This window comes from Kineosphaera limosa NBRC 100340, assembly GCF_000298215.1.
In the GTDB taxonomy this organism is placed as follows: Bacteria; Actinomycetota; Actinomycetes; order Actinomycetales; family Dermatophilaceae; genus Kineosphaera; species Kineosphaera limosa.
Genome location: NZ_BAHD01000044.1, coordinates 1 through 16,584 on the forward strand (window position 1 = coordinate 1; position 16,584 = coordinate 16,584).

13 protein-coding genes are annotated in these 16,584 nt (G+C 69.4%); 3 read left to right on the forward strand and 10 right to left on the reverse strand.

Annotation, left to right across the window (positions count from 1 at the left end; all coding sequences use genetic code 11):
• On the forward strand, positions 1-835 hold an 835-nt coding region (locus tag KILIM_RS12915; protein ID WP_006593145.1), incomplete at its 5' end, for an IS630 family transposase.
• 27 nt (positions 836-862) lie between these two features.
• Here the strand turns inward: KILIM_RS12915 and KILIM_RS12920 are convergent.
• Both KILIM_RS12920 and KILIM_RS12925 read right to left on the reverse strand, forming a co-directional pair.
• Complete coding sequence (locus KILIM_RS12920) at positions 863-1,660, reverse strand: hypothetical protein (protein ID WP_006593146.1); 798 nt, start codon at positions 1,658-1,660, stop codon at positions 863-865.
• 931 nt (positions 1,661-2,591) lie between these two features.
• Positions 2,592-3,254: a hypothetical protein gene (locus KILIM_RS12925; protein ID WP_040563308.1), complete on the reverse strand. Its 663-nt coding sequence runs from the start codon at positions 3,252-3,254 to the stop codon at positions 2,592-2,594.
• Between the two features lie 292 nt (positions 3,255-3,546).
• On the opposite strand from KILIM_RS12925, the gene KILIM_RS24050 reads away from it, so the two are divergent.
• Positions 3,547-3,978 carry a hypothetical protein gene (locus KILIM_RS24050; protein ID WP_006593149.1) on the forward strand — a complete coding sequence of 144 codons (432 nt, stop codon included), beginning with the start codon at positions 3,547-3,549 and terminating at the stop codon, positions 3,976-3,978.
• Between the two features lie 710 nt (positions 3,979-4,688).
• Here the strand turns inward: KILIM_RS24050 and KILIM_RS12930 are convergent.
• From KILIM_RS12930 to KILIM_RS12945, 4 genes are read right to left on the reverse strand one after another with little or no spacing between them, the layout of a single operon-like run.
• Positions 4,689-6,413 carry a TniQ family protein gene (locus KILIM_RS12930; RefSeq protein ID WP_006593150.1) on the reverse strand — a complete coding sequence of 575 codons (1,725 nt, stop codon included), beginning with the start codon at positions 6,411-6,413 and terminating at the stop codon, positions 4,689-4,691.
• A 34-nt stretch (positions 6,414-6,447) separates the two neighbouring features.
• Positions 6,448-7,512 carry a TniB family NTP-binding protein gene (locus tag KILIM_RS12935; RefSeq protein ID WP_006593151.1) on the reverse strand — a complete coding sequence of 355 codons (1,065 nt, stop codon included), beginning with the start codon at positions 7,510-7,512 and terminating at the stop codon, positions 6,448-6,450.
• Entirely contained in the window at positions 7,509-9,572 is a 2,064-nt protein-coding gene (locus KILIM_RS12940; protein WP_006593152.1) for a TnsB C-terminal domain-containing protein, read from the reverse strand. The genes KILIM_RS12935 and KILIM_RS12940 overlap by 4 nt, the downstream gene beginning before the upstream one ends.
• Before the next feature lie 2 nt (positions 9,573-9,574).
• Positions 9,575-10,246, reverse strand: coding sequence for a TnsA-like heteromeric transposase endonuclease subunit (locus KILIM_RS12945; RefSeq protein WP_083876160.1), 672 nt, complete (start codon positions 10,244-10,246; stop codon positions 9,575-9,577).
• Between the two features lie 859 nt (positions 10,247-11,105).
• Between KILIM_RS12945 and KILIM_RS12950 the strand changes: the two genes are divergently transcribed.
• Positions 11,106-11,588, forward strand: coding sequence for a hypothetical protein (locus tag KILIM_RS12950; protein WP_006593155.1), 483 nt, complete (start codon positions 11,106-11,108; stop codon positions 11,586-11,588).
• Between the two features lie 32 nt (positions 11,589-11,620).
• Here KILIM_RS12950 and lnt read toward each other — a convergent pair whose 3' ends face one another.
• The 4 genes from lnt to KILIM_RS12970 are packed head-to-tail and all read right to left on the reverse strand — an operon-like array spanning position 11,621 to position 16,545.
• Positions 11,621-13,171, reverse strand: coding sequence for an apolipoprotein N-acyltransferase (gene lnt / locus KILIM_RS12955; protein ID WP_157551699.1), 1,551 nt, complete (start codon positions 13,169-13,171; stop codon positions 11,621-11,623).
• A gap of 43 nt (positions 13,172-13,214) precedes the next feature.
• Positions 13,215-14,129: a cation diffusion facilitator family transporter gene (locus tag KILIM_RS12960; RefSeq protein WP_006593157.1), complete on the reverse strand. Its 915-nt coding sequence runs from the start codon at positions 14,127-14,129 to the stop codon at positions 13,215-13,217.
• Positions 14,126-16,120 carry a heavy metal translocating P-type ATPase gene (locus KILIM_RS12965; RefSeq protein ID WP_006593158.1) on the reverse strand — a complete coding sequence of 665 codons (1,995 nt, stop codon included), beginning with the start codon at positions 16,118-16,120 and terminating at the stop codon, positions 14,126-14,128. The genes KILIM_RS12960 and KILIM_RS12965 overlap by 4 nt, the downstream gene beginning before the upstream one ends.
• Positions 16,117-16,545, reverse strand: coding sequence for an ArsR/SmtB family transcription factor (locus KILIM_RS12970; protein ID WP_010148050.1), 429 nt, complete (start codon positions 16,543-16,545; stop codon positions 16,117-16,119). The genes KILIM_RS12965 and KILIM_RS12970 overlap by 4 nt, the downstream gene beginning before the upstream one ends.
• Between the last annotated feature and the right edge of the window lie 39 nt (positions 16,546-16,584).

Genomic DNA, 16,584 nt, shown 5'->3' on the forward strand with positions numbered 1-16,584 from the left:
ACCTCGCTCGGGCCGGCCACGGCGCGTGGACCACGCGCGGATCGTGTCGGTGACGCTGGCGCCGCCGCCGAAGAAGTACGGGGTGACGCACTGGTCGACCCGGCTGCTGGCCAGGCACCTGGGGATCGGGAACAGGACGGTCGCGACCGCCTGGCGCGAGTACGGGGTGCAGCCCTGGCGGGCCGAGACGTTCAAGTTCTCCACCGACCCCGAGCTGGTGGCCAAGGTCACCGATGTCGTGGGCCTGTACCTGGAGCCGCCGCAGAACGCGATCGTGCTGTGCGTGGACGAAAAGTCCCAGATCCAAGCGCTGGACCGGACCGCCCCGCTGCTGCCGATGCAACCCGGGCTACCCGAGCGGCGCACCCACGACTACCGGCGACACGGCACGTCCACGTTGTTCGCTGCGCTGGAGATCGCCACCGGGAAGGTCACCGCGGCGTGCAAGCCCAGACATCGCCACCAGGAGTTCCTGGCCTTCCTCAAGCAGGTCGCCCGCGCCTACCCCGACCAGGACCTGCATCTGGTGATGGACAACTACGCCGCGCACAAGAAGGCCCAGGTGCGTGACTGGCTCAGCGCCAACCCGCGGATCCACGTCCACTTCACCCCGACCTCCGGATCCTGGCTCAACCTTGTCGAAGTCTGGTTCGGCATCATCGAACGCCAAGCCATCCACCGCGGCAGCTTCGGCTCGGTCAAAGACCTCAACGCCAAGATCCGCGCCTTCATCGACGGCTGGAACGACCGCTGCCACCCCTTCACCTGGACCAAGACCGCCGACGACATCCTCAAGAAAGCCAACCGTCAAACAACTTCAAACACGGCCCACTAGGTCAGGCCCCGCGGCATGGGCAGGGCTTCACGCTACGTGACCGGTCAGCTTCTCGATGAGGTAGGCGACGCATTCCCAATGATCGCGCAACCAATGGCTCACGGCTGAGTTCGGATTGTGCTTAGCCGGGTTCCGTTCCTCGTTGAGTTTCGCAAGAACTTCCTCGGGAGTATGCGCGTGAAGGCCAGGGGCCGCAGAATCCGTCAAAGCGTCGGCGAAGTGGTCGGGGTCGGGCAACAGCCCGCGGTGTAGGCATTCCTGGCGCAGCTTCGGCCACGGTAAGCGGTCGCTGGAGGGCACCAGTACCCGCATGACCTTCTCCGCGGCCGTGTGCAGTTCCTCCAACGCCACCGAGTCGTCGACGCGACCCAAGGCATAGTCGGCCAGGACGGTCTCGGAGATCCGCAGCCTCGCTCCCAACATCGGTGCGGACGCGGCGTCGCTAGCTATCTCGTATACGGGGTGATACAGGGATGTCGCTTTTCGCGGACGCAGTACCTGGCGGCCCTCCCCACGCTCGAGGTCTCGACCAACTAGGAACAGGTCCGCAATGCCCATCCCCAGGGCGTACGCCCGAGCCGGCGGAAGCTCGCCGTCGACTCCCTGGCAGATCATAGGGAGATCCAGTACAAGAACCCGTGCCAGCAGGTCGAGGCGACGGGTGGGCCCATCGATTGCGTGATACGCGACCAGCAAGTTGTCGTCGTGCGACGTGCGCCATCGACACGACAGGGTTCGCGCACGAGCCTTGCCGATTCGCTCAGACGCAGTCACGTAGGGCCGTTGCAGGTCGGTGTAGGAGAACTCGTACGTAAAGCCGGCCACGGCACGCAGTCTCCCAGAGTCGTGGCGGGCCTCGGGTTCGCCCCGTCTACGACGGTTCCCGGGTCTTCGACTCGATGTCGAACACCGCTTGAACGGGTCGTCGAGTCTCTGGCCGCGACCTCCCTACAGCAAAGAAGCGGACGATCCCGATCACCCCGATGATGAGACCACGGTTCTCATGGTCAACTCCAACCACGCGCGCAATGCCGAGGACGACATCGACTCCGACCCGCGGGAGGGGCCCGCTCTGTGGGGGCCGCCCCCGCCACCACATCCCATCGAACGGCAATGTCCGTTTGTGGGCTTCCGCAGGAGTGACGCACCCAGCCGGCTATAAATGGCGGGCATCGGCGCGTGCGGGCCTCCGGGCAGCGAAATGTGATCTGCTCGCGGGCCTCGCGCATCCATCCCATCAGCGCATTAGCGGGGGCTGCGATGCGACATTGTTCGTTCGATTCCCCGCTCTCACGATCTTGTCGAAATCTTTCGCACGGCGGCAAACTTCAGCGGTCTACGGGCCACAGTAGAGTCAGCCTCGGTAGCCGTCAGATCGGCGGATTTTTGCCGAGACTATGGACTTCATAGAGAAGTTGCTTCACATCTCCAGATGAGGCTCGGCACAAAACGCCGTACGCCGTCTACATGTTGTGGTCGGATCTCATTGTGGACGTTACATTTGGGTTCTCGTTTGTCTTGTTCCGAGTTGGTTTGCGTTCACGCTCAAGCGTGCAGCGAACTGTGGGAACTCCCCGACCTTGTCATCGGGGGTACGCGACTGGCCGGGCATGAACATTATCGGGCGATCGTGAGCGTCTCACGTTTCTGCCGAATCGTCAGCATGACTGATCAGTGATAAGGGAACGGGACTTTCGCGATGGCTCGGGCAGCGATCTCCGAAGAGAATCTCACCGATCGGGCCGCACGAGGGCGGTTAGCTGCAAGTACGGGGTCCTGTGGACAGATGGGTTGGCTGAGGGGCCGGCCAGGGGCACGAAGGCTGATGGCTCCGGAACGAATCGAGGTCGAGGTCGCCACCGCGTAGCGTGATGCGGGGAACGTCGATGCCGTCGACATCGATGACACCGGGACTCATGATAGCTACCTGGGCGGGGTCGACTTCGTCGGGCACGTTCTCGATGACTGACTGCCATGCGAGCCAGACAAGGCGACCGCTGGCCAACGGAAGGGGGTGACTGACTTGGCCCTCGCAGCCGCGGGGGTCCATACCGGCGTCGGTGACTCCAACGATGAGTCGGACGTAGCCACCATTCTCGGGAAACTTGAGTTGGATCGCCTCGGGGTCGAACGAGCGCGCACAAAGGGCTCCTCGGTAGGTGTCCCAGATGAGCGCAGTGCGTACCCCATCGATGAATGGGGTCGGAGTCCAGGTGTGGGTGAGTCGGCTGCGCCCGCCCCACAGGGGCTCTGCGCCCGAATCGCGGTGTTCGCTTGTGTAGCCCATCTGCCACGCCTCAGATCGACCGTGGGTGCCGCCGTGCAGGGAGATCTTGAAAGTCCCCATCCCCAACTGCGCGCCGATGTAGATGTCCTCGCGAGACGTCTTTATGAGGGTGGTGGGGCTCGTCGCTCTCACGCCTCCATCGTCGTAATCGGACACGGCAAAGCTGACGCGGTGTCCACGCTTCTTGCTCACTCAATCAGGTTACCGGGCGCTTCCAGATAAGTGACTGCTGCGCGATGAGGAGAGAATCGCGGTGTCGCGCCTCTGCGAGTCGGTCGGCTTGGGAACGATCTCCCGGCGCAGTCTCGGCTACTCTCTTTCCTCGCCGAGGGGTAGCAGGGAGGGGGGATAGTCGGCTATTGACAGAGCTTCGGCTCGGAATTGCATATCCGCCGACCGCAGGCGCCTGCCACACTCTGGTGACATGGTGATCACCGTCACGATCCGACCCAACGGCGCCCGAACCGAGATCCGCGGCCTGCCCTGGACCGGCAACTCGCGCGACAACTACACCGTGCTGGAAGCGGCAATCGGCGCCAGTCGGCGAGGGCAAGTGACTTACGACAGAACGGGGCGGTTCTTCAGCGTCGCCCGCGGGCACACCGGCGCCCTGATTGCCTATCTGGGCCAGCGCTATGGGGAGGTGGGCATCATCCAGCACGGCGGCGTCGCGCGATGCGTATCAGCCTGCTGGAACGCCGAGCCAGACACCGCGTGGGAATGCGAATGCTCCGGCGCTGGAAGCAACCACGGCAGTCAGCGACCGATTGGCCGGGTCGTAGCCGACGTCGGTGCCGCCGGCGCCCTGGCAGTGGCACCTCTTGAGCCACGCCGGTGGACCTATACCCCTGGTTAGCGACGTCACTGATCGCAGGGCCAGCGTGCATGTCACAGAGCTTGCACGAGCGCAGCCAGTCCAGCCACGACTGGTAGTTTCGCCGAGCCCTTCCGTCCCCCGCGCCCCTATAAACCCGCGTCGTCGCCCCCAGAGCCCTCGGGACAGATCAATAGCGTGGCGCCATAAATGCCAGGGCCCTTCGACGGGCGCGACCCGTCGATGAAGCCTCGAAACGATAGCTGTAGCCCTGGAGTTCGCTCTTCAGTGCGCTACTGACGCCGGGGCCGTCTGGGTGCGAGTCGATGACTTCGCGGGCTCGGTCGCCACCTCGACTGACAGCACCACGCTCAGCTGGTGTTCAACCCGGCCTCGTAGGCGACTGGGTTGGTGCTGATCAAGCGGGGGAGTGCGAACCATGCAGGGGCATCTGCGCTGGTGAAGATGGCGTTGACGAGGTCGGTGTGAACGTCGTCGGCGATGGCGGCGTAGCTACGGCGGGCCTGTTGAACGTCGGGATGGTCCTGGTAGGCGCGCGGGAACTGATCCTGCCAGCGTCCGCGGAGTCCGGGTGAGTCTTGGGCTGCGATGTCCAGGTCGCGGCCAAGGATGTAGCGGCCGATGAGGTGCTGGTGCCAGTGCTGTGCGGGCAGGTGCAGGGTCCGCTGCGCGGGGGGCAGCGGCGGCTGGGCGGCGACCTGCGGGGGCGGGTCGTTGGTGGGGTTCGGTAGTCAAGGTGGCTGCCAGGTCAGCGGGCCGTGGACGGGGATGGCGGCGTTGCGGTGGATGGCCTCGTGTGCGGCGTGGAACAGGGCGCCACAGGTGCGGTCGAGACCGTCCCGGGCCGCGACGTACTGGCGGTAGCTCACGTCATCATCAGGTAAGACCGGGGCTCGCAGGGGTTCGGGTGCGTAGGTGATGTCGCCGCCGGAAAACAGCTCCCAGAAGCGGGTACGCGCCGCGGGGTCGGGCGGGTCGAGGGCGAGCTGGTCGGCGGCGTAATCCAGGGCGGCGGCCAGCAGGTGGGTGTCTTCGCCGAGGAGGCGCCGGTCACGGTAGTTGATCGGGGGAGGGCTCTGTTCAAGGCGCCGGTGCAGGGTTTCGAGTTCGGTCAGGAATGCCTGCCAGTGGCCGCTGCGCTGGAGTCGGCGCCAGGTGGCGCCGACGGTGGTGGCGGTGCGGGTGGGTAAGGCCAGGTCGAAAGCGATCAGTCCGAAGGGTCGGATCGAGCCCATGCGGGCCAGGGCCAGCGCGGCGATGGCGGCGTGGACGGGTGAGTCGGCGGGGATGCTGGGAACGGCCCCTGGCCAAAGGACCTGCGGGATGCGGACAGGGTCCAACGGTGCCTGGTGGGGGCCGTGTTCGGGCAGCCGCAGCAGCAGCCAGTCCTGCTCGTGGGGTCCGGGGCTGGGGTAGCGCGGCAGAGGTGCGCCGCAGCGGAAGGTCAATTGCGCCGCGGGAGTCAGTTCCGGGCCGTGGTGGTGCAGCTGCAGCGCGGCCAGCACCGGGTTGCGGGCGCGGCGGGGCAGGTCGGTGCCGGCCACGATCGGGGCGTGCGGACCGGTGGGGGACAGCTGGTCGGCGGCGGCGCGTCCGCCGCTGTCGCGATCGGGCTGCTGCAGTACCCGCAGGGCCGCGGGCAGGTGCGCGGCGAGGCGGTCGGCGGTGGTGTCGGTGTCGGTGCCGGCGGCGGCGTCGAGGAGTTCGAGGACGGCGTGCCCGATCACCCGCGCGGGCGCCCAGATCCCGCAGACCTTCATGGGGGTGGCGTCGCGGTCGGCGAGCTCGGTCAGCAGCAGCTGGGCCAGCAGCTGCCGGTCATCGGCACGCCGGCGGGGCGCGGTGCGCAGGTCATGCCCGCAGAACGGACGTGTCACCCGCCGGGGCCGCCCGTAGGGTCCGCGTAGGACCGGCAGGCGGGAGGGGCAGGTCCAGGGCGGGGCGTCCTGCCCGATCCAGCTCAGCGCGTGGAGGGGCCGCTGTCGGCAGGCAGGGCAGGTGTCGCGCAGGACCAGGGCGTGCTCGGGACAGACCAGGTAGAAGGGGTTGTGCCAGGCGCGGGGCCAGATCGGCGGGTCCCCGGCGAGGCAATCGGGGCAGTAGCGCGACCAGCGCCGCGGCTCGTAGGCGAGGTCGTGGTAGACGCGCAGGTAGTCACCGACCAGGGGGTCCAGGGTGGTGGGCGCGTCGAGGCCGGCCAGGGCGTGGGCGGGAACGCCGATCTGTTGCTCGATCGTGGCGGCGGCCGCGACCAGTCGCCGGTGCAGGGCAGCGGCGCTGGTGACCTGCCCGGTGATCCCGAACAGCGCCAGCAGCTGCCGCGGGGTGAGGCCGTAGCGGTGCGCGGCGCGGCGTAGCCACGAGGCCGTGCCTTCCAGAGGGTGGGGGTCGATGCGGATGGGCAGGGCCTGGATGTCGTACCCGCCGGGGACAGAGCGCAGCAGCGCCGACGCCATCGACGCCCCGGGGCCGGGCGTAAGGCGGGGGTGGTCAGGCGGGGCTGGCGAGCTCGGCGGCATTGTCCAGCACGACCTGGGCGAGGATGTCGCGGGTGATGGCTTCGACGCCGGTGGTGATGGCCAGGTAGCAGGCCCGCTCCAGCAGCGTGGTCAGCGAGCCGATGTGGCCCTGGGTGCGGCGGTGCAACTGCCGTGCCTGCCCGGTCAGCATGCCCGGGGCCGCGTCGGCCAGCCGCAGGTGTGTTTCCAGGGCGGCCAGCAGGCTGGTCCACGCCCGGGCGCCGGCGTCGCTGCTCAGGGTGAAGGGGGCGACCTCGACGCGCGTGGCCCGTCGCGAGGTTTGGGCGAACGCGGCGTCTTCCCCGATCAGGCCCTCGTCGAAGAACCGTTTCTCGCGCAGCCGGACCCCGACGTAGACGAACGTCACGGGCATCTCGTTGGCCAGGCCCTTGAGGTGGTTGGAGACCTCCATGCCGTTGCGGTGCCGGAAGTCGATGAAATGCAGGTCGTCGATGATGATCAGCTGGGTCTGGCAGGACGCGACACAGTCGACCGCCAACGCCCCGAGCCGGCTGGTCGAGGCACGATCGGCGCCGGGATGGCCGTAGAAGCTGAGGATCTTCTGGTTCAAGCCCTTGAGGGTGATCCCCGCCGACAGCGGGATGAACGCGACCGGCAGCCGCTGATGACCGTCCTCGGTGTGCGGGCCGTAGCGGCGGTAGCAGGCCCGGTGGAAGTCGCGGCCGTAGCGGGTGGCGATCGTGGTCTTGCCCAGCGCGGGCGCGGCGTCGATGACCACCGACCCGCGCAGCCGGTCCCCGTCCCGACGGTTGGAGGCCATCACCTGGTCCATCACCGCGAACGCCGACGCCAGCTGAGAGGTCTTCACCGCCGAGGGGTTGGCGTGCCACACCGCGCGGGCCTCGTTGTAGTCGGCCAGCTCCTCCTCATCCAGGCGGGCCATGTCCGCCCGGGACAGCACGTCCAAGGGCCGGCGGGCGCCGGAGTTGACGAAGGCGTCCCAGCCGACCTTGGTGGCCATGTTGAACCGACTCGAGGGGTTCGCCGCCAGCCAGGCCGCCCACGGGTTACTCATTCGTCGAACACCTCGAACGCCTCCTGATCGGGATGCTCCTGGTAGTAGCGCTCGAACACCGCGTCCACGTCATCGACGACCTCCAGCGGCCGGGCGCGCTGCGCTCGAGCGGCCAGCAGATCGATCACCCCAGGCAGGGACGCCACCTGCCGCGCCGCATCCGGTCCGTTCCCGCCGGCCGCCGAAGAACCAGCGGCCGGCTCGTTCGTGGCGGGCCGGTCCGTGGCGCGGGTCGCGGCCAGTTTGATGGCCAGCGCGCGGTCGCGTCGGGAGCTGACTTCCTGACGGGACCAGTCGGCGAGCAGCCCCTGGACCGCGGCCGCGGGATCGACGTGGCGGTTCGTGCGCAGCGCGATCCGCTTGGTGTACTCGGCGGCCTCCCGGGAGAACGGCTGATCCAGGCCGGGCGCGTGTTCCCACTCCAACGGCGCGAACGCCTGGGTGTCGGGGTCCTGGAACCAGACCCGGCGCACGTCATGGGCGTCCACGAAGATGGGCCACTTCCCGGCATAAGCCCCGCCGTATGGCGACGTCCGGGCACGGTAGGCGTTCACCGCGGGCCCGTCATAGCGGCGCCCATCGACCTCGACGCCGTAGTGCTGGATCGTGCGCCACTTGACGTCCAGGAAGAGAAACGGCAGGTCCGGGCTGGACGGCACCGGGAGCCCGCCGGTCTTGGCCAGACCGATCTCGAACATCTCCGCCGGCGACAGGCCCATGCCGGGGACCTCGGGCACATACAGACCCTCGTGCTTGGTGTGGTGGTAGACCGTGCCGACCCACTCCCGGATGATCTGCTCCAACTCCGCCACGTACAGGAAAGCCTGGGACTCGACGTCCTGGCCGCGGTGGAACACATCTGGGCCCTTGTACGCCGGCAGGTGCTGCAACAGGCCCTCGCGCAGGGTCCGGAAGAATCGCTCCACGGTCGGCTTGTCCGTCGGCTTGTGCGGGATCGCCGGCTGGATCGTGATCCCCAACCGGGCACACGCTGCGATGACGTGATCGGATAGGTACGTCTTGCCGTGATCGACCACGATCGCCTCAGGCAGACACGCTGGCAGCCCCGCCACCCGCTCCTGGCAGACCCCGTCCGGTTCCTCGGTGCCCACCAGCAGATGCGAGGGCACCCCATGGAACGGCCACCAGCCGTCATCGGCGCCGCCTGGCTGCGCGGTCACGCACTGATACAGCACATTGGCCACGTCCCCCGACGTTGTCGAGCCCGCGGTCACCCGCAACCCCAGAATGCACCGGTCGTACAGGTCTTGGGCGACGGTCAACTCGGTGGGCACCCAGCGCAGCGTCACCGGTTCCATCGCAAACACATCCAGCGGGGTCGTGTCCAACACGACGTACTCCCCAGGGCGAGTCGCCCGCAACCGCCCATACGGGCCCGCCGGACGCTGCGCCACCGAACGGCGGGCCTTGCCCGACCCGAACGCATGCCGCCCCTTGGACAACTCACCCAACCGCCGGTACGCCGTCGTCCGCGGCGGGCAGGAAACCACGCCCGGGCCGTGCTCCTCGTCCACGCGTTGACGCACCCGGTCGAGCACCACATTCATCGTCGGCGTCGAAGCCGTCGTGTACTCGCCCAACACAGACAGGCACGCGCCGTCCCAGCGCGGGTCGACCGCTACTGAGCGTTGTTTCAGGACGCGGCTGTCGACCAAACCAGCTACGCCTGCTGCGCGATAGCCAGCCAGCCACCGCTGCAACGTGCGGACCGAATGCCCGGACGTCTGCGAGGTGTCTGCAAGGCGTTCATGAAGTGGGGGGTGATCGTCGGCGAGCAGCTGTCGAACCACGGTCGCGCGTGCCTCGACAGCGGCGCGCTGCGCCTTCGTCAGAGCCGTCATCGACACGTTGACCAGGGCATCGCCAGCTGTGGCGGGCTTGGGGGCGTCCATGAGGTGTGCGCGGTCCACCAGCGCAGCGATCGGCATCGTGCGATGAACCGACCCTGCCGCGATCATGGCGCCGTCAGCCCGCAGTTCGACCACCGACCACACCTGGCCGTCCAGCCATAGCCGCGAACCTGGCCGCAGATCCACCACGCTCAAGGGGAGGCCTTCTGCAGTGCCGCTGCGGTCAGCGGCGACGACAGATCGACCGGGCAAGACCCGTCCCAGGCCCGCGCCATCGCAGACCAGCGATCCATGCACACCGAGCCCGGGGGAGTCCCGTTCACGAAGCGCCGGACGACCGACAGGCTGCGCACGTTGGCCAACACGATCGGATCGCCGCCGGTCCATACCTCGTAGTCCCAGCCCGCCGCCGAGCAGACCCGCGAGGTCCAGGCGAACACCTCGGCAACCTCGGGCCGTGCTGCGAACACGGCAGGCTTCACGTCCACCACGAGCGGCTTAAGCCCCGTTCGGGTCAGCAGCAGGTCAGGGACATGCCTGCGCAGGCGATCCCTGTCGCGACCGGACAGCAGCATCGGTTGCGCCGCGATCCAGGACACCGCCGGATCGAAGTCGGCCAGCCACAACCGGTCCAGTTCCAGCCGACTTTCGTACGGCACGTGACCCCTGGTCGTGGCCGACCAGAACAGCCCTGGACGATGACGCTGACCAGCGCGGGAGCGGATCCGCCGCACCGGCAACGCAGTCATCAACCGAGCCGCGTCCACGGCCGCCACACTCGTGTCGACATGCATGCCGTCCGCGTCGACGTAGCGAACCTCCGTGTCCGACAACCTGCCAGCGCCCACGAGGACCAGCCTCATGGTTGTGCCAGATAAATGGGACTAGCGACACGCCACCGCCAGATAACTGGGACAGCGCCACCTCAAATGGGATCCCACACGTCGTGTAGGTTCTCGGGCGACCTGTCGGGCGCGCAGCCCACTGACCTGCGCAGCGACATCTTGGTGAGACTCCGGCTGTCTCAACAACTTGTCGGAATCTCGGCCCTGATCTGCAGACCAGGCTGGCTGGGGGTCGGCAGCATCGGTTCGTGGGCGGCTAGCGGGGGGCGCTCCCCGCATCTTCCTCGATCACCATCCCGAGTCGATAGAGAGCGTTGCGGCTCGCGAGCAGTTGCCCGAGCCGGATGGGGTCGTAGCAGCCGCTGCGACCTGCCCCAGACCACGCTGCCGAGGACGAGGTCCACCTGAGTCCCGCCAGCGATCGGGGTGACGGTGACGCGAAACCACCGTCCCGGTCCGGAACGGGACGAGCGCAAGACTTCCCGACAGACTGCTATTTCTCCTGCCACAACACGTGGCCCGCGGTCTCATCGGCGGTCGGCTCCAGCGCGCGGATCCGGCGCACGTAAATGCCCTGCAGCCTGCCCTCAGTGCGGTTGCCCTTGCGCATCGTGCCGATAGCCCGGGCCCTCGTCGGGCTGCAGATGTGGTGTCCGGAACGCCGGTGACCGGCGAGCCTGTCCAACTCGGCTCAGCGGCCAACTGGTGAAGCACCGGTCGCCTACAACTGGCCATTGACACCTACCGTGTGCTTGCAGGTTGCCGCTGTACCTGCGGTGCCCCGGTTCTGGTTGCCCCGCCGAGGCGTGGTTCATCCGTCGCCCGGGGCCGCGGAGTCGCGGGGACCGGGTCGTTGCAGTCTTCGGAGAGGTATCGCATGTCCCGTGCTGAGCCAGCCGAGTTCGTGGTGGACCGGCAGGTCTGGACCAGCTATCGACCCTTCCTGGTCCTCGGGTCCGTGGGGGTCGTGCTGGGTGGGTTGCTCGCTGCCGTCACAGGGCCTCTGGCGCTGCCCATGGGGTCATGGGCAGCTGCCTACCTCGTGCTAGTGGTCGGGGTCGGCCAGATCGTCCTTGCTGGCGGTCAGGCGTTCGTGGGCGGGTCGGAGCTGGCGTCGTGGCGAGTCTGGTCCGAGGTCATGGCGTGGAACCTCGGTAGCGGCATCGTTCTTGTCGGTGGTATGCCCGGGATCCCCGTGGTGGTCGCCGTTGGGGGGCTGGTGCTGCTGGCGGCCCTCGTGATCTTCGCGACCGCGGTGCGTGGCGGGGGAGCAGCCGTGGGCCTGTATCGCTTCTTCACGCTCTTCCTCGCGGCGAGCGTGGCCGTCGGGGTCGGACTCTCTGCCGTACGCCACGGATAAGCCGCCCCTGGCGTGATGGCCCCCACCTTGGATCAGGCGCCTGTGTGGGCCCCGGGTGATCCACGGCGAGGCAGCCGTCGCCGTGGTTGCCAGAAGAGCCCAACGGCGACGACGAGGGCGGCGGCGGGTACGACCCAGGGGCCGGTGTGGACGGCGAGGGTCTGCTCGGTGCGCACCGGCAGCTGCCCCAGCAGGGTCGCCTGGGTGTACGGGTCGCTGCGTTGGTGAACGACTCCGTCCGGGGTGATGAGTCCGGAGACACCGACGTTGCTGACGTGCGCGACGGAGCGGCCGTACTCGACCGCCCGGACCCGGGAGATGGCCAGATGCTGCACGGACTGGTCTCCCTCGCCGAACCAGGCGTTGCTCGTGGGGACCACGAGCAGCTGCGCGCCGCCGGTGACGAGGTCGCGCACTGCCCGGTCCACGACGAGCTCGAAGCAGATGGCCAGGCCCAGGTCCACGGGCCGGCCGTCGGCAAGCGGCACCGGCACCACGCCGGGGCGGTCGCCGGCGCTGAGGTCGACGATCCGGTCCACCCACGGGCTGAGGTGCCTCAGGAGCGGGCGCAGCGGCACGACCTCACCGAAGGGCGCCAGATAGATCTTGCTGTACGTCTGGTCGAGCCCTAGCCCGGGCAGGTAGCTGAACACCATGTTGGCGGGTGGCCCGGCACCGCCCTGTCGGGACAGGCCACCGAGCACCAGCGGGGCGCCGACGGCTTCCACTGCCGCCATGATCTGGTCGTTGGCCGCCTGGCCGACCCGCGGGTCCAGCGGGTCCAGGTCGGTGGCGCCCTCGGGCCACACGACCAGGTCCGGAGCCGCAGCCTGGCCGGCGTCGACACGGGCCGCTAGCTCGTGGGTGCGGTCGGCATACCGGTTGAGCATCGTCCCCGGCTCGGCGGTCAGGGTCCGGGTGTACCCCTCGGGGATGTCTCCCTGGAGCGCGGCCACGCGCACCGGCTCTCCCCCGGTCGGGCGGGGAACCAGCACCGGCCCGACCACCAGGACAGCGGCAGCAACCAGCGCTCCGGTGGCCCTGCCCAGGTGCGTGCGCCCAGGTGCGAGGAACCGCTGCACGGCCACGGCGAGCAGACCACCGGTCAAGGCGAGGAGGAAGCCGAATCCCGGGACTGCCAGGAGGCTGACGGCGCCGAGCATCGGTGAGTCCGCCTGGCTGAAGCCCAGCCGTGCCCAGGGAAAGCCGCCGAACGGGGTGACCGAGCGTGCCCACTCCATCAGTACCCACGCCGCGGCACCGACGACGGGGCGGACCGCGCCCGTGCGCTGCAGCAGCGTCAGCAGCACGCCGAGGGCGGCCGGGTAGAAGGCGGAGGCCACGCTCATGGCAAGCCAGGCCGGAGCGCCGGCGTAGGTGCCGGCCCAGGTGAACATCGGCGTGAACCAGGCCAGTCCCAACAGCAACCCGGACAGCGCACCGACCCACCAAGACGCCCCGGCCGTGGCCAGCGCGAGCGCAGCGCACCCGACGATCGCCAGCCACCACACGTCGTTCCCCGGGAACGCCAGCCACAGGGCGGCACCGCCCAGCAGACCGAGCAGCATGCGTGCCGCGAGCACCAGCAGGAAGTATCCATGGCCCGTCCGGACCGGACGGGCCAGCCTATGCATGGGCGGCGTGCTCGCGTTCGGCGTGGTGCGGGGGTTCGAGCTGGATGGTGGAGTGCTCGATGCTGACGGTGAAGTGGGCGGCGACGCAGTCCTGGAGCTGGGCGAGCATCTCGGCGGCGTGGCCGTCGGTGAAGCACTCCTCGTCGAGGACGACGTGGGCGGTCAGCACGGGCAGTCCGGTGGCGATGGTGGAGGCGTGCAGGTCGTGCACGTCCTGAACGTGCGGGACGGCGAGCAGGTGGGCACGGACGTCGTCCAGGTCCAGACCCTTGGGGGTCGACTCCAGCAGGATGTGGCCGGCCTCGCGCAGGATGGCGATCGCCCGGGGCACGATGAGGGCGGCGATGACCATGCCGGCGATCGCGTCGATGCGGACCCACCCGGTGGTCGCGATGACGATGGCGCTGATGATGACGGCCACGGACCCGAGGGCGTCGTTGACGACCTCGAGGAACGCGGCGCGCATGTTCAGGTTCGCGGCCCTACCGGTGCTGAGGACCAGCATCGAGGCGATGTTGCCGGCCAGGCCGACGATGCCGAAGAGGAGCAGGCCGGTGGAGCTGACCTCGTGCGGTTCGTAGAGCCGCCGTACGCCCTCGACGAAGGCGTAGATCCCGACCCCGAGGAGCACGGTCGCCTGGGCGCCGGCGGCGAGGACCTCTGCACGGCGGAACCCCCAGGTCCGGGCCGGGGTGGGTGGGCGCAGCGCCAGCGACGCGGCGACCAGTGCCATGGCCAGCCCGGCGGCGTCGGTGAGCATGTGCCCCGCGTCGACCAGCAACGCCAGGGAGCCGGTCCACACGGCACCGATCACCTCGGCGACCAGGATGGTCGCGGTGATCGCGAACGCGACCGCCAGCCGGCCCCTGTGGCTGGTCCCGACGCCGTGGTCGTGACCGGCGCTCATGCAGTCGCTCCTTCCAGACGGGCGGGATCCGCCGGGGAGGCGGTCAGGGTGGGCAGCTGCCGGGTGCGTCCGGCGCGGACGCCGTTGGCGATGACCAGGACCTCGGCCAGCTCGTGGACCAGCACCACGGCTGCCAGGCCAAGCACACCGAACAGGGCCAACGGGATGAGGACCGCGATCAGGACCAGGGACAGCACGACGTTCTGCAGCATGATCGTCCGGGTGCGGCGAGCGTGGTCGAACGCCAACGGCAGCAGCCGCAGGTCATCGCCCATCAGGGCCACGTCGGCGGTCTCGATCGCCACGTCGGTGCCCATGGCGCCCATCGCCACGCCGACGTCCGCGGTCGCCAGCGCTGGTGCGTCGTTGACGCCGTCGCCGACCATCGCGGTCGCGCCGTGGGCGCGCAGCCCGGTGACGACCTTCGACTTGTCCTCCGGGCGCAGGTCGGCGTGCACCTGCTCGATCCCGGCCTGGGCGGCCAGCGCTGCGGCGGTGGCGTGGTTGTCGCCGGTGAGCATGGCCACGGTGTAGCGGCGGTCGCGGAAGCGGGCGATGACCTCGGCGGCCTCGGACCGCAGCTCGTCCCGGACGGCGATCGCGCCGACCGGTTGACCGTTGACCTCGACCACGACCGCGGTCGCCCCCGCCCGCTGCATACTGATGACGTCCCCGGACAGGGTGCCCGGGTCGACCCAGTCGGGCTTGCCCAGCCGGACCCGGGCACCGTCCACGGTCCCGACCAGCCCGGCGCCGACCACCGCGTCGACGTCCTGCGCGGCAGGCGCCCGGTCGGCGGCGGCCAGGATCGCTGCGGCGAGCGGGTGCTCGCTGCGGGCCTCCAGCGCGGCCGCCCAGGCCAGCACCTGCTCCCGGTCGGTCCCGGCGCTGGTGGCGACGTCGACCACGGCCGGCCGGTTGCGGGTCAGGGTGCCGGTCTTGTCCAGGGCGACGGTGCGCACCCTGCCCAAGGTCTCCATGGCGGCGCCACCCTTGACCAGGATCCCGCGGCGGCTGGCGGCCCCGATCGAGGCGACGCTGGTGACCGGCACCGAGATCGCCAGCGCGCAGGGAGAGGCGGCGACGACCATCACCAGGGCCCGGTGCACCCACACCGACGGGTCGCCCAGGAGCGCGCCGAGAAGGGCCGTCAGGCCTGCGGCGACCAGGATGCCCGGCACCAGCGGGCGGGCGATCCGGTCGGCCAGTCGCTGGGTGGCGCCGCGGCGGGACTGCTCGGCCTCCACGACGTGCACGATCCGGGCCAGCGAGTTGTCCTGCGCGGTGGAGGTGACCTCCACCTCCAGGGCGCCGGTGCCGTTGATCGACCCGGCGAAGACGTCCTTGCCCGGCCCGGTCTCCACCGGCATGGATTCACCCGTGATGGCCGAGGTGTCCAGGGCGCTTCGACCGGTCCGCACGGTCCCGTCGGTCGCCAGCCGCTCCCCGGGCCGCACCACCATCACGTCGCCGATGACCAGCTGTGCCGGGTCCACCACGAGCTCCCGGCCGTCGCGGAGCACGCTCGCCTCCTTGGGCACCAGGTCCAGCAGCGCCCGCAGGCCGTGCCGGGTGCGGGCCAGGGAGTACTCCTCCAGGCCCTCGCTCAGGGAGAACAGGAACGCCAGCGCAGCAGCCTCCTCGACCTGCCCCAGCAGGGTCGCCCCGACCGCGCCGATCGTCATCAGCAGACCCACGCCGAGCTTGCCGCGCGCCAGACGGCGCAGCGCACCCGGCACGAACGTGGAGCCACCCACGAGCAGCGCCGCCGCGGCGAGCACAAGCTCGACGGTCTCCCATCCCCCGAGCCCGGCGAGGAACCCGGCCAGCAGCAGCGCACCGGAGGCCAGACCCAGCTGCACCTCCCGCACCTGCCACAGCCGGGTCGCCGGCTCCTCGACCTCTCCTGCTCGAGCTGGTGGGGCGACGGGAGCCTCGCATCCGCACGCGTCCACCGCCACCTCCCGCTGCGGCGTCTGCGGCCCGCTCACGCCCCCGCCTCCTGCCCGGCGTGGGGGCGCAGCTGCTCGGGGGCCGGGTTCCCCGCGGTCCCCGCGCCGTAGTTCGGGCACAGCGCGACCGCATACCCCGACGTCGCGAGCAGGCGCTCCGCCGCGTCCAGCACGTCCAGCAGCTCCGGAGCACTGGTCAGCGAGAACATCGAGGCCCGGCCCTCCGGGCGCGAGACCACCAGGCCGCAGTCTCGCAGGCAGGCCAGGTGCGCACTGACCGTGGACTGCGCCAGCCCCAGGTGCTCCGTGAGGTCGCGCACCTTGTGCTCCCCCAGCGTCAGGTGCTGCAGGATCGCCAACCGTGACCGGTCTGACAGACCGTGGAACAGCGCGGCCGCCACGTCGAGCCCTTCAGCTCGGGTGCCGTCGCCTGGCGCGGGTGCGCTCTGTGATGTCATCGTCATGCGCCGATCATAGCCGGATGCCGGCCGTCCCGGCGCCTG

Coding starts and splice junctions, on each gene's coding strand:
- KILIM_RS24050 (WP_006593149.1), top strand. CDS start 3,547: ATGGTGATCACCGTCACGATCCGACCCAACGGCGCCCGAACCGAGATC.
- KILIM_RS12930 (WP_006593150.1), bottom strand. CDS start 6,413: ATGGCGTCGGCGCTGCTGCGCTCTGTCCCCGGCGGGTACGACATCCAG.
- KILIM_RS12935 (WP_006593151.1), bottom strand. CDS start 7,512: ATGAGTAACCCGTGGGCGGCCTGGCTGGCGGCGAACCCCTCGAGTCGG.
- KILIM_RS12945 (WP_083876160.1), bottom strand. CDS start 10,246: ATGAGGCTGGTCCTCGTGGGCGCTGGCAGGTTGTCGGACACGGAGGTT.
- KILIM_RS12950 (WP_006593155.1), top strand. CDS start 11,106: ATGTCCCGTGCTGAGCCAGCCGAGTTCGTGGTGGACCGGCAGGTCTGG.
- KILIM_RS12960 (WP_006593157.1), bottom strand. CDS start 14,129: ATGAGCGCCGGTCACGACCACGGCGTCGGGACCAGCCACAGGGGCCGG.
- KILIM_RS12970 (WP_010148050.1), bottom strand. CDS start 16,545: ATGACGATGACATCACAGAGCGCACCCGCGCCAGGCGACGGCACCCGA.